Here is an 18,647-nt window from a genome sequence, read left to right as displayed (position 1 = left end):
GCCGCTAGCCCCCCTGACCGCCCGAAGAACCGCCGCTTGACGACGCGCTCGCGCGTGTCCCCGCACCGCTCCGCCGACTCCCGCTTGCATCGGCCCACGACTCCCACTCGAACCGGCCCACGACTGCCCTCCGGTCCCCTTCTCTCCGCTGACGACCGGCCCCTCCGTCCGGTCTCGCTGACGGACAATACCTTGCGATCCGCGGGTCGGGCTCTCGTCCGACGCGATCCGCGGGCGCTTCGCCCGACGCGGGGTTTATACTCGCCGACCAGCTACGACCGACGATGCCAGAACACGAGGACGGGGAGCTGTCGGGGGGATCCGACGTTCCGCGTCCGGAGCCGCTCCGGACGTTCTTCCGGATCGACGAGGTCCGCCGGGAGAACGGCCGCGTTCGGTACGTCGGGGAGTCGTACGTCCCGGAGCGCACGCTGTTGCGGAAGCTGGTCCCGAAGTTCCGCGACGCCGGGTACGACGTCGACGTGGAGACGGTCGAAGACGGCCACGTCGTCGTCGCGACGCCCTTCGACCGCGGGCGCGAGGGGATCCCGTGGGTCAACGCCGCCATGTTCGCGGCGACGGTCCTGTCGACGCTGTTCGTGGGCGCGTACGGGTGGTACTACATCGGCTGGGAGGAGATCGCGGCGAACCCGCTGGTCATGCTGCGGGCGTGGCCGTTCACGGCCGCGGTGTTGGGCGTCCTGATGACCCACGAGCTCGGCCACTACGCCGCCGGCCGGTACCACGGGGTCGACGTCTCCCTGCCGTACGTCATCCCGTTCGTCTTCCCGTTCGGGACGCTCGGGGCGATCATCCGGATGCGTGGGCGGATGCCCTCCCGGCGGGCGCTGTTCGACATCGGCGTCGCCGGCCCGATCGCGGGGCTGGTCGCGACCGTCGCCGTCACCGCGATCGGGCTCTCGCTCGACCCGCTCCGGGTTCCGGCCGAGATCGCGAACGCGTCGGGGGGGACGATGATCCGGTTCAACAACCCGCCGCTTCTCGGGATCATCGCCGATCTCCTCGGTCAGCCGACGGCGTACGACGACCCGAGCCTCACCGCGCATCCGGTGGTGATCGGCGGCTGGGTGGGGATGTTCTTCACCCTGCTCAACCTCCTGCCGGTCGGCCAGCTCGACGGGGGGCACATGGTCCGGGCGATGGTCGGTCCGCGACAGGAGACGATCGCGGCGCTGGTCCCGGGCGCGCTCCTCTCGATCGCCGGGTACCTCTACTTCTGGCGCGGCTTCGGGCTCGACCAGTCGGTGGGGCTGTGGGCGTTCTGGGGCGTGTTCGCGCTCGTGATCGCGTTCAACGGCCCCGCGGACCCGGCCGACGAGGAGCGGCTCGGCTGGCCGCGGCTCGCGATTGGGCTCGGGACGTTCGCCGTCGGCGCGCTCTGTTTCCTCCTCGTTCCGATCGAGGTCGTCTCGGCGTGAGCGGTGCTGACAGCAGCGTCAGTCCTCGCGCCGCTTTTTCATCCCCTGTCTGGTGAACTGGGGCGTCGCCCGGATCCCGCGCTTCTTCCGGAACGACCGGTAGAGCGCGACGGCGAGCGGGGCGGCGAGCAGGAGCACGATCGCCGCGAGCCGCCACGACTGGGCGAACGAGTAGAGGATCGTCGCGGAGAGCACGCCGACGGCGAGCAGCACCGAGTAGGCGATCCGCATCGCGAGCTTATCGAGGACGTTCGAGCCGTCGTCGATCGTGACGTCGACGTGGAGGTCGCCGCGGTTCGCCCGCTCGAGGAAGTCGTCGGCCTTCGGCGGGACCGTGAACAGCGCCTCCGCGGTCTTCTGGGCCTGCCGTCCGGCGTCCTCGGCGAGGTTGCGGGCGGTCCGCTCGTAGTACCCCTCCTCCTTGAGGTACTCCGTCGCGGTCGAGATGAAGTCGAACTCGGGGTCTAAGGTGACACAGACCCCCTCGACGACGGTGGCGACGCGCAACACGAGCGCGAGGTTCGGCGGGAGCCGGAGAGGGAACTCGTAGATGGTTGACTCCACCTGCTCGATGATCTGGTTCACCTGGTACTGCTCGATGTCCTCGCCGCTGGCGTCCGCGATGGCCAGCTCCATCACGTTGCCCATCACCTCGCGGTCGGCCTCCGGCGAGAGGGTGCCCATCGCGATCAGCGTGTCGAGGATCCCATCGATGTCCTGGCGGGCGACCGCGACGTAGAAGTCGACGATCTTCTCCTGGATGAACGGGTCCACCCGGCCCGCCATCCCGAAGTCGTAGAAGATCACGGCCCCGGCGTCGTCGACCGCGAGGTTTCCGGGGTGCGGGTCGGCGTGGAACACGCCGTCCTCGATGATCATCTGGAGGTACACCTCCTGGAGCGTCTCGGCGATGGCGTTCCGGTCGTGCCCCGCCTCGTCGAGGGCGTCGACGTCGCTGATCTTGGTCCCCGGGACGTACTCCATCGTGAGCACGCGGGGCCCGGAGACCGCCTCGAAGGCGGTCGGGATCCGGATCCGGTCCTCGTCGGCGAAGTTCGCGCGGATCTCCTCGAGCATCTCGCGCTCGCGCTTGTAGTCCATCTCCTCGCGGATCGTCTTCGCGAACTCGTCGGCGAGGTTCTCTAAGGAGAACGCCCGCCCGCTGCCGATGAACTGGCGGACCAGCGGGATCGACCACCGGATCGTCCGGAGGTCGGCCTCGACGAGCGATTCGATCCCGGGACGCCGGACCTTCACCGCCACGTCCGTCCCCTCGTAGCGGGCGGTGTACACCTGCCCGAGGCTCGCGCCGCTTATCGGATCCCGGTCGAAGTCGTCGAACGTCTCGTCGACCGGGCCGAGCTCGTCTTCGAGGACGGTCTTCGACTCCTCCCACGGGGCGGGCGGCACGTCGTCTTGGAGCCCCTCCAACACCTCGATGTAGGCCGGCGGGAGGATGTCTGGGCGGGTCGAGAGGATCTGGCCGAGCTTGATGAACGTGGGCCCGAGCGTGAGCAGGATGTCGAGGAGGACGGCGGCGCGCTCACGCTGGGTCTCGGCGTCGACCTCGCGGCCCCCGCCGAACAGGAAGTACCGCTTCCGGTCTCGCCAGTAGGCGACGATCAGCGGCGAGAAGCGCCGCATGACCACGAAGAATCGCCAGTAGGCGCGGAGGTTGACCAGCGTGACCACCCGTCAGGCGCCGGCCTCGTCACCGTCGCTCGGCGTCCCGTCGTCGTCCCGATCGCTCTCGGCCGCGGCGCCGCCGTCGCCCTCCGTCCCCTCCTCGGCCTCGTCGACCGGGATCGTGCGGGAGGCGCCGCCGGTCCGCTTGGGGATCGTCACTTCGAGCACCCCGCGGTCCATCTCGGCGTCGGCGCCGCTGCCGTCCGCGTCGCCGGGGAGCGGGAGCTCCGCGTCGAGGAACAGGGGCCGGTCCTCGCGCACGTACCGGAACCCCTCGGGGACCTCCTTCTCGCGGCGCCCCTCGATGACGATCCGGCCGTCCTCCGCCAGGACCTCGGTGGTCTCGGCGGTCGCGCCCGGGAGGTCGACGACGAGCACGTACCCCTCGTCGGATTCGAGCAGGTCCGCAAACACCGCGTCCGGGAGGTCCCGGAGCGCGTCGCGTAACGCTGACATGGACACGGATACGGTCGCCGCGGCGAAAAAGGTGTGGAAAGGGGGGACGCTCCCGCTCGGTCGGGATCCGTCGTCCGCGGTATCGACGCCGGTCGTCTCGGGTACCGACGCCAGCGATCGCCGAACGATTTAAGTACTGTCGTGTGTTAACGCATAACACGAGGTGAGTACAGCAGACATCGAGGACCGAACCCGACAGCGGCCGACGACCGAGTCGCATCGAATCGAGTTCTGTCCAACCGGCTTCCAGGCACGGGTCGCGTCCCCGTCTCGGGACGCGCCTCGGACGACCGCTTCGCTCGCCGCAGCTTTTTAAACTGACGTGGATCGGCGGAGCGACCGAAAGCGCACGACGCACAACGCGCGACGAGTGACCGCTACGTCGACGTCGTCGAGAGCCGCGAGCAGAACGCCGCGAGCGCCGCGTTGAACGCCGCCGGCCGCTCGAGCATCGCGAGGTGCGCCGCGCCCTCGATCGCCGCGCGCTCGCAGTCGTCAATCCCGTCAGCGAGGTAGTCGTGATACTCGACGGGCGTGAGCGCGTCGTGCTCGCCGACGACCGCGAGCGCCGGGACCGCGATCTCGCCCAGCCGGTCGCGCACGTCGAAGGCGTGGCACGTGAGGAAGTCCCGCTCGGTGACCGCCCGTCCGCAGTCGCGCATCCCTGCGCGCGACAGCTGTACGTACTCGGGGGGCGCGTCGTGGAACAGCCGGTCGGGCTCGTGGAGCAGGTCGATCGCTTCCGCGAAGTCGTTCGCGAGCGCGTCGCGGAGGGGCTCGGCGACCGCCAGCTTCGCGCCCGTCCCGGCGAGCACGAGCCCGTCGAGCGCCAGGTCGCGCTCTAAGGCGACCCACAGTGCGACGGCCCCGCCGAGCGAGTTGCCGCAGAGCACGGTCGCGCCCGTCTCCTCGGCGACCGCGACCACGTCGTCCGCGTACGCGTCGAGCGCTCCGGGGGCGGCGGTGGTGTCGCTGTCGCCGGTGTCGCTCTCGATGTCGTCGAGATGGCTGCTGTCGTCGAGATCGCCGCTGTCACCGTGGCCCGACAGGTCGAGCGCGACGACCGGGAACCGGTCGCTCACGCGCGCCTGCGCCTTCCAGATGTCCTTGCTCCCGCCGCTCCCATGGACGAAACAGACGGTCGGACCGTCGCCGCCGCGGTCGGAGACACGGTAGGCGGTGTCGCGGCCGTGGTGGGTGACCCGTTCCATGGGCGTTGCTCCCCCGCGCGAGCTCATAAAGGTCGCCGCCGCACCGCGATCGCTTCCGCCGCTTTCCGCCGTCCCGCGAGCCGCCGCTTCCCGTCGCCTTCCCCCGAACCGCAACACCACCGATACGCTGCCGGTATCTCACGTCATGCGATTTTTGGCGACAGATTTATATACTCTCGCGCCTAACTTGTAGTTAGCATGAATCACCAACAGACCCGATCGACCGGCGACGGCGCGCTGCTCCGCCGGTACGAGTACGAGGACGGGTGGGTCGTCGCCGCCGATCTGGGCGCCGACGCCGAGAACGTCTCCGTCGACACCGTCGGCGAGACCGCGATCGTCGTGATCGAGGGCGAGGGCGAGCCCGTCGAGTCGGAGTTCGAGCTCCCGGGCGAGGCCGACGCGGTCGCCGTCGAGAACGGCGTGGTCACCGTGGAGGGGCAGCGATGAAGCTCACGGTCAGGCCCCTCAAGCAGAAGGACGCCGGGCGCCGCCTCGCGGCGATCGACCGCGTCGCCGCCGAGGAGCTCGGGCTCTCCGGCGGGGACATCGTCCGCGTCGAGGGACCGGACGGGGCCGCGATCGCCCGCGTCTGGCCCGGCTACCCCGAGGACGACGGGACCGGCGTCGTGCGTATCGACGGCCGCCTCCGTCAGGAGGCCAACGTCGGGATCGACGACCGCGTGACCGTCGAGGACGTCGACGTCTCGCGGGCGGAGTCGGTCACTATCGCCTTCCCGAGCCAGCTCCGCGTCCGCGGGCAGATCGCCCCGTTCATCCGCGACAAGCTCTCCGGCCAGCCGGTGACCGAGGGACAGACCATCCGCACGTCGCTCGGCTTCGGGCTGATGGGCGGCCAGTCGCAGGCGGTGCCGATGAAGGTCGCCTCGACGACCCCTTCGGGGACCGTCGTCATCACCGACGACACCGAGATCGAGATCTCGGAGGTCCCGGCCGAGGAGCTGACCGAACGGAGCGAGGCCGGCGAGGGCGCGAGCGAGGGCCCCGACGTGACCTACGAGGACATCGGCGGGCTCGACAGCGAGCTCGAACAGGTCCGCGAGATGATCGAGCTGCCGATGCGGCACCCGGAGCTGTTCAAGCGGCTCGGCATCGACCCGCCGAAGGGCGTCCTCCTGCACGGTCCGCCGGGCACGGGGAAGACGCTGATCGCCAAGGCCGTCGCCAACGAGATCGACGCGAACTTCCATACGATCTCCGGTCCGGAGATCATGTCGAAGTACTACGGCGAGTCCGAGGAGAAGCTCCGCGAGGTGTTCGAGGAGGCGTCCGAGGAGTCGCCCGCGATCATCTTCATGGACGAGCTCGACTCGATCGCGCCCAAACGCGAGGAGGCCGGCGGCGACGTGGAGCGCCGCGTCGTGGCCCAGCTGCTCTCGCTGATGGACGGGCTCGAGGAGCGCGGCGAGGTCGTCGTCATCGGGGCGACGAACCGCGTCGACGCCATCGACCCCGCGCTCCGGCGCGGCGGCCGGTTCGACCGCGAGATCGAGGTCGGCGTCCCCGACCGCGACGGCCGCAAGGAGATCCTGCAGGTCCACACGCGGAACATGCCGCTGGTCGAGGAGATCGACTTGGACGAGTACGCCGAGAACACTCACGGCTTCGTCGGCGCGGACTTGGAGTCGCTGGCGAAGGAGTCCGCGATGCACGCGCTGCGGCGCATCCGCCCCGAGATCGACCTCGAATCCGACGAGATCGACGCCGACGTGCTCAACAGCATCCAGGTCACCGAGACGGACTTCAAGGAGGCGATGAAGGGGATCGAACCCTCCGCGCTCCGCGAGGTGTTCGTCGAGGTGCCCGACGTGAGCTGGGACCAGGTCGGCGGCTTGGAGGACACCAAAGAGCGGCTCCGCGAGACGATCCAGTGGCCGCTTGAGTACCCCGAGGTGTTCGAGGAGCTCGACATGCAGGCCGCCAAGGGCGTCCTGATGTACGGCCCGCCGGGCACGGGGAAGACCCTGCTCGCGAAGGCGGTCGCCAACGAGAGCGAGTCGAACTTCATCTCGATCAAGGGGCCCGAGCTGCTGAACAAGTTCGTGGGCGAGTCCGAGAAGGGCGTCCGCGAGGTGTTCAGCAAGGCCCGCGAGAACGCGCCGACGATCGTGTTCTTCGACGAGATCGACTCGATCGCGACCGAGCGCGGCCAGAACTCCGGCGACTCCGGCGTCGGCGAGCGGGTCGTCTCCCAGCTGCTGACCGAGCTCGACGGGCTCGAATCGCTGGAGGACGTGGTCGTCATCGCGACGACGAACCGCCCGGACCTGATCGACTCGGCGCTGCTCCGCCCCGGCCGGCTGGACCGCCACGTGCACGTCCCCGTGCCCGACGAGGACGCGCGCCGGAAGATCCTGGAGGTCCACACCCGGAACAAGCCGCTGGCCGACGACGTCGACCTCGACGCCATCGCCCGGAAGACCGAGGGCTACGTCGGCGCCGACATCGAGGCGGTGGCCCGCGAGGCGTCGATGAACGCCTCCCGGGAGTTCATCGGCAGCGTCTCGCGCGAGGAGGTCGGCGAGTCCGTGGGCAACGTCCGCGTGACGATGCAGCACTTCGAGGACGCCCTGAGCGAGGTGAATCCGAGCGTCACTCCCGAGACGCGGGAGCGCTACGAGGAGATCGAAAAGCAGTTCCGGCGGTCGGAGGTCGACCGCGCGGAGACCGAGCCCGGCACGGCGTTCCAGTAGTCGGAGCGACGGACCGCCGGTAGCGGTCGGATCGCCGGCCGGAGTCGAACCGGTGCGGCCGCGGTTTTTTTCAGATGAGTCCCGCCGTCGACAGCAGGTAGAGCGCGGCGACGACGACGATCCCGATCGTGACGAGCCGCCACGCGAGCTTCAACACGAACTTCCCGAGGACGATCACGACCGCGACGGCGACCAGTGCGACGAGCAGCTGTCCGGTCGGGCTGGCGAGGATGCCGGCCTGAAGCGGTACCGACGCGGCGAGCGCGGCGAGCGAAGCGGTCATGTCCGGGCCCACGGTGAGGCCGGGCATAAGCTTGTGGGAGGGCGGAGCGGACGCGGGGGGCGCCGACCGGTTCTCGAATTTTGATAGGTTCACGGCAAGAACCGCGGCGAAGTCAGACGATCGATCACCGGCGCGATCGCCCCGAGGGCGCCGACGCCCGCGGCTGCCGCCCGAATCGCCGCCGATCGACCCCCCCTTCTGTTCCGGTGGGGAGACGCCTCTGTGATGCGGTTTCGTCGATCAGCGATCAGTTTCACTCCGGTCTGGCTACGCTTATGTGTCCGGAGTCCGTTCGTTGCCGACGTACCGGAATCCAGCGTCAGACGCGCGGAACCGACGTTGCATAACGAATCGTACATATAGACGCCTGTCGGGTCCGAACATCCGAACGTACAAGGGCCCGCCTCGCCAGTACACCAACACTACAGATGATCCGTATCCCACGCAAACCGAGCGGGGTGGCCGTCGAATGAGCAGCGACGGCGTCGCCGCCGACGAACTCGAACTGCCGATCAAACGCACCACGGGCGAGACGATGGAGGAGCGCCTCACGGCCAACGCCTACCACAACATCCTGCCCGCGCGCTACCTCCGGAAGAACGCGGACGGGGAGCCGATCGAGGACCCCGAGGAGCTGTTCGACCGCGTCGCGCGCAACGTCGCGCTCGCGGAGGCGGTCTTCGAGGCGGAGAAACAGGACGTCGAGGTCACGGTCACGCCCGACCAGCTCAAGCCCGATCACCCGCGGCGCGACGAGCTCGCCGCGGAGGTCTTCGGCGCGGGGACCACCGCCGACGACGACGCGGAGACGACGCTCACGGAGCGGAACGTCAACAAGTTCGCGTACGACACGGTCGTCCCCGAGCTCCCCGAGAGCGTGCGCGAGCACGTCGAGGCGACCGCGGACCGGTTCCGTGACGGGATGGAACGGCTCTCCTTCATGCCGAACTCGCCGACGCTGATGAACGCGGGCGACGAGCTCCAGCAGCTCTCCGCCTGCTTCGTCGACTCCCCCGACGACGACATCACGGATATCCACCAGACCGCCAAGGAGGCGGCCGAGGTCTTCCAGTCCGGCGGCGGCATGGGGTACGCGTTCTGGAAGCTCCGCCCCTACGGCGACTCCGTCGGCTCGACCGGCGGCATCGCCTCCGGCCCGATCACGTTCATGCGGACGTTCGACCAGATGTGCGAGACGATCGCGCAGGGCGGCGCGCGCCGCGGCGCCCAGATGGGCGTCATGCGCGTCTCGCACCCGGACGTGATCCAGTTCATCCACGCGAAGAACAAGGACGTCTCGCTGGCCCACTCGCTGCGGCTGAACGACCCCGACGACTTCACGCACAACTCCTTCGCGGACGCCTTAGAGGAGGCCCGCGACCTCATCGACGAGGACGGGAAGGTCCCCGAACACCTCCGGAACGCGGTCGAGGGCCACCTGTCGAACTTCAACATCAGCGTCGGCGTCACCGACGACTTCATGGAGGCGCTGTACAACGACGAGGAGTTCACCTTCACCAACCCGCGCACGGAGGAGCCCCACATCGCGACGCCGGAGACGAAGGAGATCTACGACATGTTCGGCCTCGGCGAGCACGTCGAGGTCGGCGAGGAGCTGTCGATCCCGGCCCAGGAGCTGTGGGACGACATGATCGAGGGCGCCCACGAGAACGGCGAGCCGGGCGTCATCTACCTCGAACGCGTCAACAAGGAGCACTCGTTCGACGTGGAAGAGAACCCGGACCACCGGATCCTCGCGACGAACCCCTGCGGCGAGCAGCCGTTAGAAGAGTACGAGGCGTGTAACCTCGGTCACATCAACCTCTCGACGCTCGCGGCGCAGGACGCGCCGGACTGGCGGGTCTGGTCCGCGGAGCACGCCGACGAGTACGACTCGCAGGAGGCCGCCATGTCGGCGTTCTTAGAGGAGGCGATCGACTTCGAGGAGTTCGACGAGCGGATCGACTACGGGACCCGCTTCCTCGAGAACGTGGTCACGATGTCGGACTTCCCGGTCGACAAGATCGAAGAGAAGGTCCGCGACATGCGGAAGATCGGGCTCGGCGTCATGGGGCTCGCGCAGCTGTACATCCAGCTCGGGATCCAGTACGGCACCGAGCCGGGCAACGAGGTCGCCCGCCAGCTGATGACTCACATCAACCACGCGTCGAAGCAGACCTCCCACGAGCTCGCGCAGGAGCGCGGGACGTTCAACGACTGGGAGGACTCGAAGTACGCGAACCCCACCGAGTACCGCGAGTGGTTCGAGCACTACACCGGTCTCGACGCCGACGAGTGGGCGGACGGCTTCCCCGTACGCAACCACAACACGACGACGATCGCGCCCACGGGCACGACGTCGATGATCGGCAACACCACCGGCGGCTGCGAGCCCATCTACAACGTCGCCTACTACAAGAACGTCTCCGACGATGTGCAGGGCGACGAGATGCTCGTCGAGTTCGACGACTACTTCCTGCGCACCCTAGAGGAGAACGACGTCGACGTCGACGCCGTCAAGGCGGAGGCCCAAGAGCAGATGGCGGAAAACGAGTTCGACGGCGTGGACGGGCTGGAGACGGTCCCGGACGCGATCGGCGAGCTGTTCGTCGTCACCGGCGACCTCTCGGGCAAGCAGCACGCGGCGGTCCAGTGCGCCTGCCAGGAGGGCGTCGACTCCGCCATCTCGAAGACGTGTAACTTCCCGAACGACGCCACCGCCGAGGAGATGGAAGAGGTGTACCGCTACATCTACGACCACGGCGGGAAGGGCGTCACCGTCTACCGCGACGGCACCCGCTCGAAGCAGGTGCTCACGACGCGCGCGAAGAACACGGAGTTCGCCGACGAGAGCGAGGCAGCCGAGGCGATCGTCGAGCAGATCGGCGAGGTGTTCGGCGGCATCGAGTCGTTCCTCGACAACGAGGACGTGCAGGCGGCGATCGACGCGGAGATCTCGGACCTGCTCGAAGCCAGCGAGCAGCCCCGGATCGACTACAGCGAGCGCAGCCCGCGCCCCGACTCCCTGAACGGCGTCACGCAGCGGGTCGAGACGGGCTACGGCAAGCTGTACGTCACCATCAACGAGGACGACAAGGGGCTGCCGTTCGAGCTGTTCGCGAACATCGGCCACTCCGGCGGCTACACCAACTCCTTCACGGAGGCGCTCGCGAAGGTCATCTCGACGGCGCTCCGCTCCGGCGTCGACCCCGAAGAGATCGTCGACGAGCTGCAGGGCACGCGGAGCCCGAAGGTCGCGTGGGACAAGGGCGAGCAGATCCAGTCGATCCCGGACGCGATCGGCACCGCGCTCCGCCGCTACCTCGACGACGAGATCGACAAGGGGATCCCCCAACAGCAGAGCCTCGACGACGTCGAGGGCGCCGTCGACACGCCGAGCCAGACCGACGGCGGCGCGGTCGACGCGGGCGCCGCGACGGACGTCTCGGGCGCCGGCGGCCCCGACGCCGCGGACGACGCGGCCGGCGCCGACGACGCAATGCAGGAGCTGATCGCGGCGGGCGAGTCGCCCGAGTGTCCCGAGTGCGGCGGGATGAACCTCTACTACTCCGAAGGCTGCAAGACGTGCGAGTCGTGCGGCTGGTCGGAGTGTTAGACGGGCCGGATCGGCGTCGATAACGAGCGATCCGCGACGCGGCTTTTTCGGTGCGATACGGACGTACAGGTGAGCGATATCGCGAGTAGGTGAATCATTTCGGTGGGTCGGTTGTTTATAAGTCGGATTGTGGTGTTTCTGGCGAGTGTTTATACGTGATCGACGGATCTGGGGTGAGAATCTGTAAAGCCCCAGTCGTTTACTTATAAACGGTTGACTGCGGATCGACGGTGAACGCCTCCAAAGCCCCAGCCGGGAGGACGGCTTACGCTTGCTGTCGTTCGAAAGGCGCAAAGCGCCTTTCGTGATGTCGTCAGAACGCGAAGCGTTCTGACTGCTAGCCAGAAATCTCCGATTTCTGGCGATGACGAGACGCCGGAGGCGTCTCGAACCACGCTCCTCACTCGGTCGCTACCGCTCCTTCGTTGTGGTGCTTGCGTCGCCTAAGCCGTCCTCCCGGCTGCCCCTTTGAGTCCCTCCCACCCGGAACCGCACAGCACCTCACACCTCCCCAGCCTCGTCGGCCGGCGCTTATAAGCGCCGGCCGACTCCCTCGCGCGTGCTGTCTCGCGGCGCTTCCGCGCCGCTCGCAGGCACGCGCCACCGCCCGGTTTTATAAGCGATCGTCGCCGCCGCTCACGCCCGTTTAAATACTATCTGACCACCACCGATCTGCAACACTCACTCCCGCTCCCGATCGCTGCCGGGTCCGTATCGAGGGATCCGACAGCGGCGTGGTTCCCCGACCGGTACTTTCAATCGGCGATCCGCCGAACCGTGCGGTGTGACCGTTCCAACGAAGACGCTCCCGAGCGGCGCGGAGCTACCGGCGCTCGGGCTGGGCACGTACGACTTGGGCGACCAGACGGCAGACAGCGTCCGCGCGGCGCTCGACGCCGGGTACGCGCACATCGACACCGCCGAGGGGTATCACAACGAGGCGGCGATCGGCGAGGCGCTCGCCGAGTACGACCGCGACGACGTGTTCCTCACCTCGAAGGTGCTCGCGAAGAACCTCAACTACGAGTCGGTGATCGAGTCGTGCGAGGCGTCGCTCGACCGGCTCGGCACCGACTACCTCGACCTGTACCTGATCCACTGGCCCAACCCCGCGATCTCGCTGCGCGAGACCCTCCGGGCGATGGCCGAGCTCCGCGATCGGGGGCTCGTCCGCGACGTGGGCGTCTCGAACTTCAGCGCGTACCAGCTGAGCTGCGCGCACCACGTCTCTGACGTGCCGATCGCGGTCAACCAGATCGAGTACCACCCGTGGTTCCAGCGCCCCGACCTGGTCGACTACTGCCGCGAGTCCGACACCGTGATCGAGGCGGCGGCGCCGCTCGCGCGGACGGACGTGTTCGGCGACGAGGTCGTCGCCGAGCTGGCCGAGACGTACGACAAACATCCCGCGCAGGTCGTGCTCCGGTGGGCGCTCGACAACGACGTGGTCGCGCTGCCGCGGTCGTCGACCCCGGACCACGTCCGGGCCAACGCCGACCTCGACTGGGAGCTCGACGCGGCCGACCGCCGGCGGCTCGACGAGCGGGACCGGAACGAGCCGGTGTACGACACGCCGGCCCGCGACTGGACGAGCGACGTGTACGGGATCGAACAGTAGCGACCCCCGTTCTTCAGGCCGCGTCGCCGTCCCCGAGGTCGACCGGCCGCCCGGTCTCGGCCGACTCGTAGATGCCGTCGAGCGCGCGAGCGTCCGCGAGGGCGTGCTCGCCGTCCGGGTGGAACGGCTCGCCGGCCAAGAGCTGGTGGCCGAAGTACGCGAACTCCTCTTCGATCTGGTGGACCTGGTCGAAGTCGACGTCGACGCGGGTGCCGTCGCGGACGACGGCGAACCCGCGGTCCTCGCGCTCGTAGAAGGCGGGGTCCAGAATGAGTCTGGCGTCGGTGCCGGTGACCTCCAGCCGGCTCGCGTGCTGGGCGTTCTGGCTCACCGAGCACAGCGCGTCGACGCCGCCGGGGAACTCCAACCGGAACGTGGCGTGCTCGTCGACGCCGGCGAACGCCTCGTGGTTCGTTTGGGTCCGACCCGACACGCGGACCGGGTCGGCGCCGAGCACGAACCGGGTCGTGTTGAGCGGGTAGACGCCGAGGTCCATGAGCGCGCAGCCGCCGGACAGCTCCGGGTCGAGGCGCCACTGGTCCGCCTCGCCGCCGAGCTCGCCGAGCATCGTCTGCGACATCGTCGCGTGGACGCCGATCACGTCGCCGGCGACGCCGGCGTCGAGGAGCTCGCGGAGCCGCCGGACGGCGGGGTCGGTCTGCATCCGGTAGCCGACCATCAGGGGAACGTCCGCGTCCCGGCACGCGGCCACGAGCCGGCGAGCGCGGTCGAGGGTCGCCTCGAGGGGCTTCTCGCAGAGGACCGCCTTCTCCTGTTCCGCGGCGGCTTCGACGTACTCCAGGTGGGTCGCGTTCGGTGTCGCGACGTACACCGCGTCGTACGCGTCCGCGGCGGCGCCCGACCGGAACTCGTCGGGGGTGACCCCGGTCAGGTCGCGCTCGGCGGCGACCGCCTCCACCGCGTCGTCGTCGATGTCGGTGACGACGGTCGCCTCGGTGTACGCCGACCGCGCGATCCCCGGGAGCGCCCAGTCGCGGGCGAACCAGCCGAGGCCGACGACCGCGACCCGGACGGGGTCGGTGACGGCGTCCGGATCGAGCGTCTCCCAGTCCCGCCGCGCGAACTCGTCGAGGTACTCCGCGAAGTCGGCTTCCATGCCGACCCCTCGGCGCGGGGGCGTCAAATAACCCCGGCGACGCCCGCGGTCGGATCGTCTCGGCCGGCCGACCCCTCGCCCGGCCTCACCACGGGCCGTCGTAGTTCACCCGCGGCCGGTCGGCGTCGACCCCGATCTCGCGGAGCGTCGCGGTCGCGTTTTGGACGGGCGAGGGCGCCGGGCGATCGAGGGCGTCGGTCGTCGCCTCCGCGAACCGAACGTTCCAGTCGCCGTCGATCGCGACGACCGCCCGGCGCGGGATGTCCGAGTGCCCCTCCCACGAGTCGGCCAGCAGGTCGTACGACTCCGCGACGCCCCCGTGGAAGTCGGAGACGATCGGGAAGGGGAGGTCGAACCGGTCGGCGTAGGCGAACCCCGCGTACAGCGAGTCGCCGGTGAGCCCGACGACGGCGAGGTCGTCGCGGTCGTGCCAGCCCGCGTCGCGGACCGCGGCGAACGCGGCGGTGCAGGTCGGGACGAAGTTCGCGGGCGCGAAACAGCAGACGACCGCCTCGTGTCGGTCGACTAGCCGGAACAGCTCCAGTTCGGTGGCCGTGCCGCCGACGACCGCGGGCGCGATGAAGTCGGGGGCCTTGACGCCGACGTTTATCATGCGTGACACATGCGCGTGCGACCGGTAAATACCCACCCCCGGCGGGGTGAGCCCGACGGATCGCTCCCGACGGGACACGCACGGGAAACAAAATCCGATTAAATCTCGTTATGGGGGCTGAGAGCACGTTTCACGGTGTAAACGTTTTACGTGGTGACGACCGAGGAGAGGCGTGTTCGGTTCCCACGCCGCGACCGCGCTCGCCCTCGTCGACAGCTACGGCGCCCTCGCGGTCTTCGTGGTGTTCGCGCTGGAGGGCGCGCTCGTCGGCAAGGTGCTCCCGGCGCGGACACTGTTCGTCGCCGCGGTCGTCGCCGTCGGCGTCGAGGCGGTCGCGGTCCTCCCGGTGTTCGCCGCGGCGGTGATCGGCGCGACCGTCGGCCAGTCGGCGATCTTCGCGGCCGTCCGTCGGTTCGACGTGGATCCGACGTCGCTCCCCCTCGTTCCGGTCGGCGACGGGGGGCTCGACGGCGCGGGACGCTGGTTCGACCGGTGGGGGCTCCCGGCGGTGGCGGCCTCGAACGCGGTCCCCGGGACGCGTGGGTGGCTCGCCGTCCCGACCGCGAACGCCTCCTCCGTCTCCGCGCCGCGGTTCGCCGCCGCGTCGCTCGTCGGCTCCGCCGCGTACGTCGGCGCGCTCGCGGCGATCGGCGTCGCGGTGGCGCTCGGGTTCGGCGGCGCCCTCGGGCTGCTGGGCGCCGAGGCGCTGGCGACGCTGGCGGCGCTGTGAGGGCGGAGTCGGCCTACAGGACCGTCCCGTGTTTCTTGTCCGGTAGATCCTTTTCCACGTCCTCGTAGAACGCAAACCGGGCGGCCAGCTCCTCGCGGAGCGTCGAGGGTGGGACGATCTCGTCGATGACGACCTCGCTGGCCATTCGATGGATATCGATGTCCTCGCGGTACTCCTCGCGCAGGCGCTCCTCCTCGGCCGCCCGCCCCTCCGGGTCGTCGATCTGGGCGAGCTTCCGGGCGTACACCGCGTTGATCGCGGCCTCCGGGCCCATGATCGCGATCTCGCCGGAGGGGAGTCCGATCACGCTCTCGGGGTCGTAGGCGGGCCCGCCCATCGCGTAGATGCCCGCGCCGTACGCCTTCCGGACGACGACGGTCTGTTTCGGGACCGTCGCGGAGGAGGTGGCGTAGATCATCTTCTTCCCCTTCTCCAAGATGGCGTCCGTCTCCACCTGCGAACCGGCCATGAAGCCGGGCGTGTCACAGAGGTACAGCAGGGGGATCTCGTAGGCGTCGCAGGTCCAGATGAACTCGGCCGCCTTCTCGGCCGCGTCGGGGAAGATGGCGCCCGACCGGACCGCGGGGTCGTTGGCGACGACGCCGACGGGCCGCCCGTCGATCCGGCAGAACGCCGTGAGAATCTCCTCGCCGTACCCCTCCTTCAGCTCGAAGACCGACTCCGCGTCGGCGATCCGGTCGAGCAGGTCGCGCACGTCGTAGGGGCGGTTCGGCGACGCCGGGATCAGCTCGTCGATGCCGTCGGGCGAGTACTTTGGGGGTTTCGTCTCGCGTTTCGGCGGCTTCTCGCCCGCCCTGTCTGGGAGGTAGCCGATCAGGTCGGCGACGAGCTCGCGGGCGTGCTCCTCGTCGCGGGCGACCAGGTCGGCGGAGCCGGACTCCTCGGCGTGGACCCGCGGGCCGCCCAGCTCCTCCAGTTCGATCTCCTCGCCGGTGACCATCTTCACCATCCGCGGGGAGGCGATCGCCATCGCGGACATCCCCTCGACCATCACGGTGAAGTCGGCGAAGACGGGGGTGTAGGCGGCGCCGGCGATACAGGGCCCGTACAGCACGCAGATCTGCGGGACCGCGCCCGACAGCATCGAGTGGTTGTAGTAGTACTTCCCGATCCCCTCGCGGTTGGCGAAGAAGCCGGTCTGCTGGTCGATCCGGCCGCCGGAGGAGTCCATCAGGTAGAGCACGGGGTTGCCCGTCTTCAGCGCGCGCTGCTGCATCCGGAGGAACTTCTCGACACCCTTCGCCGCCATCGACCCCGCCTTCACGGTGAAGTCGTTGGCCATGAAGTGGACGTCGCGCCCCTCGAACTCGGCCGCGCCGGTGAGGAGGCCGTCACCGGGGAGGCGGTCGCCGGAGCCGTCGCCCCCGCCCTCGCCGTCCTCACCGTCTTCCCCCCGCCCGGCCCGCCCGGGCGCGTTCGGGTGCCAGTCGTCGAACGCGGCGAACTTCCCGTCCTCGAAGTGGAGCCCGGCCGGGTCGCCCTCGGCGGCGCTCGCGTCGCCCGCGCCGCGCGTTCCGCCCTCCCCGCCGAACCAGAGGTCGAGGCGGTCCCGGACGAACAGCTTCCCCTGCTCGGGGAGGCGGTCGCGGTACTTCTCGGGGCCCCCCTGCAGGATGTCGTCGATCTCGGCCTGCAGATCGCGCTCCCGGTCAGTCGGCCCGAGGTCGTCGTCGAGGGGGTAGTCGACTTCGGGCGGGGACGCGCTCGCGGCGGGCTCCGCGCTCTCTCCGACGTGGACGTCGACGTCGACCCCGAGGTGCTCCGCGAGCGACTTCGCTATCGCCTCGGCCTCCTCCGGCGTCGCCGCCGCGCCGACGTGGACTTTCATGGACGCAAGATTTGCGGTAGATCCTAAACAGTTTTCCATGTGGGTTTGGGCGATACAGATCTGTTGAGGTCCGGAGGGACGCGTTCGCCTCCCCTGTGGTCAGTACAGAGGACTCACGGATCGCTCAACACGGGGAACTCAGGAATCGCTCAGTACAGAATAGGCAGTTGACATCCAACCACTTAACCAAACCTTCGGAAATTAATTCTCTATGGATGTCCGCCGTGCCCTCCTCGGCACCCCGACGTACGCCGCCGTCTCGCTGCCACTATCGGCATTATGTTCGTCTTCTCATTCCTACTCTATGCCGCCTATTGGCGGTCAAACGCGGCCTATGGTGCGAGTACGGAGATTATCTCCCAATCCAGGGCTATCCGGGCGGTCACTCCAAAAATCAGTGGTATCGGTCACTCCAATGCTGCCGTCATCCTCTACCTGCCCGCAGCGGCGATCGCTATTCTCGTCCAGTATCACGGTGGCGCTATACTCTACACGCTCGCGGCCGGGCCTCTCCTACCAGTCGCGTCGGCCCTCGCACGAGTAGTATTCAGCCCGTTGCCAGACGTCTTAGAGATCGATGTCTTCACTGTCGCGCTTCCGACCCACATCCGGCTCGGCCTCGCCGTCGGCGCTCTCGCCGTCGTCGTTGGGTCCGTCTTCCGCCGATGGAGGCCGCCGAGCGAGCGTTCAGTGTCGGAACACTTCTTCGGTCGGCCGGAGGACCGCTACAGAGCGCTCGCCGTCATTGTTGTCGCCGCCGTTCTCTCGGTCCCGTTCACGTTCTGGCTGTACGCCTCGTATCCAGCCTACCAGCCCTTCACGTATGCCGTGTTCGGCGTCCCGATTGCAACGTTCATCTACTTGTACTGGCGCGGGATTGTGCTCGCGTGGCTCGGCAACGCTGCGGTTGTCTTGGGACATACCACCGCATTCGCGTTCATCGCCGCTAACCCTGACTACATCCTCGATCCGGGCTGGTCCGTCCCCGCACTCGTGGTTGCAACCGCACTCGGGTCGCTCGGTGCGGCCGCCGCCGTCGTCATCCGAGAGCTGTATGTGGTCGTCAGCCGCTGCGCCGTCATAGCGTCGAGGTCACTCGGAAAATAGGTCGAGAGACACGGTTTCAAGCGGCTGCTTTCTCGGAATGAACTTCGAAGACCCTGTCGTAACTCGTAGTGGAGACAACAGTGGCATGCCGGATACGCGCGGTGTATCGCGCACGACGATTGGAACACCTCTCCGGTGGAATTCTCGGCACTCAATACGCAGCCTTCAGCAATCGGCTGTTTCAGCGTATTTTGTGTCTAAAAATCGG

At 68.5% G+C, this 18,647-nt stretch carries 14 protein-coding genes; 7 read left to right on the top strand and 7 right to left on the bottom strand.

The window, feature by feature from the left end; translation table 11 throughout:
* Positions 1–284 precede the first annotated feature (284 nt).
* Entirely contained in the window at positions 285–1,439 is a 1,155-nt protein-coding gene (locus CK500_RS08505) for a site-2 protease family protein (protein ID WP_095636814.1), read from the top strand.
* An 18-nt stretch (positions 1,440–1,457) separates the two neighbouring features.
* Here the strand turns inward: CK500_RS08505 and CK500_RS08500 are convergent, their stop codons facing one another.
* The 3 genes from CK500_RS08500 to CK500_RS08490 form a co-directional block, all read right to left on the bottom strand.
* Entirely contained in the window at positions 1,458–3,131 is a 1,674-nt protein-coding gene (locus CK500_RS08500) for an ABC1 kinase family protein (RefSeq protein ID WP_095636813.1), read from the bottom strand.
* Between the two features lie 3 nt (positions 3,132–3,134).
* Positions 3,135–3,581, bottom strand: a complete 447-nt coding sequence (locus CK500_RS08495; protein ID WP_095636812.1) for an Hsp20/alpha crystallin family protein — start codon at positions 3,579–3,581, stop codon at positions 3,135–3,137.
* Positions 3,582–3,958: 377 nt separating this feature from the next.
* Positions 3,959–4,792, bottom strand: coding sequence for an alpha/beta fold hydrolase (locus tag CK500_RS08490; RefSeq protein WP_095636811.1), 834 nt, complete (start codon positions 4,790–4,792; stop codon positions 3,959–3,961).
* Between the two features lie 198 nt (positions 4,793–4,990).
* Here CK500_RS08490 and CK500_RS08485 point away from each other — a divergent pair, with 198 nt between their 5' ends.
* Positions 4,991–5,242: a DUF7127 family protein gene (locus CK500_RS08485; RefSeq protein ID WP_095636810.1), complete on the top strand. Its 252-nt coding sequence runs from the start codon at positions 4,991–4,993 to the stop codon at positions 5,240–5,242.
* Positions 5,239–7,506, top strand: a complete 2,268-nt coding sequence (locus CK500_RS08480; protein ID WP_095636809.1) for a CDC48 family AAA ATPase — start codon at positions 5,239–5,241, stop codon at positions 7,504–7,506. Before CK500_RS08485 ends, CK500_RS08480 begins: the two co-directional genes overlap by 4 nt.
* Before the next feature lie 70 nt (positions 7,507–7,576).
* On the opposite strand, the gene CK500_RS08475 is transcribed toward CK500_RS08480, so the two are convergent.
* On the bottom strand, positions 7,577–7,816 hold the full coding sequence (locus CK500_RS08475) for a hypothetical protein (RefSeq protein ID WP_095636808.1): 240 nt from the start codon (positions 7,814–7,816) through the stop codon (positions 7,577–7,579).
* Between the two features lie 442 nt (positions 7,817–8,258).
* Between CK500_RS08475 and CK500_RS08470 the strand changes: the two genes are divergently transcribed.
* Together CK500_RS08470 and CK500_RS08465 are read left to right on the top strand one after the other, a co-directional pair.
* Complete coding sequence (locus tag CK500_RS08470; RefSeq protein WP_095636807.1) at positions 8,259–11,405, top strand: adenosylcobalamin-dependent ribonucleoside-diphosphate reductase; 3,147 nt, start codon at positions 8,259–8,261, stop codon at positions 11,403–11,405.
* Between the two features lie 784 nt (positions 11,406–12,189).
* Positions 12,190–13,023 (top strand): aldo/keto reductase, encoded by an 834-nt coding sequence (locus tag CK500_RS08465; RefSeq protein ID WP_095636806.1) that lies wholly within the window; start codon positions 12,190–12,192, stop codon positions 13,021–13,023.
* 13 nt (positions 13,024–13,036) lie between these two features.
* Here the strand turns inward: CK500_RS08465 and gfo6 are convergent, their stop codons facing one another.
* A complete protein-coding gene (gene gfo6 / locus CK500_RS08460) occupies positions 13,037–14,140 on the bottom strand; it encodes a D-xylose 1-dehydrogenase Gfo6 (RefSeq protein ID WP_095636805.1) in 1,104 nt (367 codons plus the stop codon).
* Between the two features lie 85 nt (positions 14,141–14,225).
* Positions 14,226–14,753, bottom strand: a complete 528-nt coding sequence (locus tag CK500_RS08455; protein ID WP_095636804.1) for a redoxin domain-containing protein — start codon at positions 14,751–14,753, stop codon at positions 14,226–14,228.
* Positions 14,754–14,925: 172 nt separating this feature from the next.
* Between CK500_RS08455 and CK500_RS08450 the strand changes: the two genes are divergently transcribed.
* Positions 14,926–15,483, top strand: a complete 558-nt coding sequence (locus CK500_RS08450) for a DedA family protein (protein WP_095636803.1) — start codon at positions 14,926–14,928, stop codon at positions 15,481–15,483.
* Positions 15,484–15,496: 13 nt separating this feature from the next.
* On the opposite strand, the gene CK500_RS08445 is transcribed toward CK500_RS08450, so the two are convergent.
* A complete protein-coding gene (locus CK500_RS08445) occupies positions 15,497–17,332 on the bottom strand; it encodes an acyl-CoA carboxylase subunit beta (protein WP_095636802.1) in 1,836 nt (611 codons plus the stop codon).
* 279 nt (positions 17,333–17,611) lie between these two features.
* Here CK500_RS08445 and CK500_RS08440 point away from each other — a divergent pair, with 279 nt between their 5' ends.
* On the top strand, positions 17,612–18,439 hold the full coding sequence (locus CK500_RS08440) for a hypothetical protein (RefSeq protein ID WP_233138986.1): 828 nt from the start codon (positions 17,612–17,614) through the stop codon (positions 18,437–18,439).
* Positions 18,440–18,647: the final 208 nt, after the last annotated feature.

The sequence above is a fragment of the Halorubrum salipaludis genome (assembly GCF_002286985.1).
Lineage (GTDB): Archaea > Halobacteriota > Halobacteria > Halobacteriales > Haloferacaceae > Halorubrum > Halorubrum salipaludis.
The sequence above is the reverse complement of the archived record's forward strand: the minus strand, read 5'-3'. Positions and strand labels throughout refer to the sequence as shown.

Coding starts and splice junctions, on each gene's coding strand:
- CK500_RS08505 (WP_095636814.1), top strand. CDS start 285: ATGCCAGAACACGAGGACGGGGAGCTGTCGGGGGGATCCGACGTTCCG.
- CK500_RS08495 (WP_095636812.1), bottom strand. CDS start 3,581: ATGTCAGCGTTACGCGACGCGCTCCGGGACCTCCCGGACGCGGTGTTT.
- CK500_RS08490 (WP_095636811.1), bottom strand. CDS start 4,792: ATGGAACGGGTCACCCACCACGGCCGCGACACCGCCTACCGTGTCTCC.
- CK500_RS08485 (WP_095636810.1), top strand. CDS start 4,991: ATGAATCACCAACAGACCCGATCGACCGGCGACGGCGCGCTGCTCCGC.
- CK500_RS08480 (WP_095636809.1), top strand. CDS start 5,239: ATGAAGCTCACGGTCAGGCCCCTCAAGCAGAAGGACGCCGGGCGCCGC.
- CK500_RS08475 (WP_095636808.1), bottom strand. CDS start 7,816: ATGCCCGGCCTCACCGTGGGCCCGGACATGACCGCTTCGCTCGCCGCG.
- CK500_RS08470 (WP_095636807.1), top strand. CDS start 8,259: ATGAGCAGCGACGGCGTCGCCGCCGACGAACTCGAACTGCCGATCAAA.
- gfo6 (WP_095636805.1), bottom strand. CDS start 14,140: ATGGAAGCCGACTTCGCGGAGTACCTCGACGAGTTCGCGCGGCGGGAC.
- CK500_RS08455 (WP_095636804.1), bottom strand. CDS start 14,753: ATGATAAACGTCGGCGTCAAGGCCCCCGACTTCATCGCGCCCGCGGTC.
- CK500_RS08445 (WP_095636802.1), bottom strand. CDS start 17,332: ATGAAAGTCCACGTCGGCGCGGCGGCGACGCCGGAGGAGGCCGAGGCG.
- CK500_RS08440 (WP_233138986.1), top strand. CDS start 17,612: ATGTTCGTCTTCTCATTCCTACTCTATGCCGCCTATTGGCGGTCAAAC.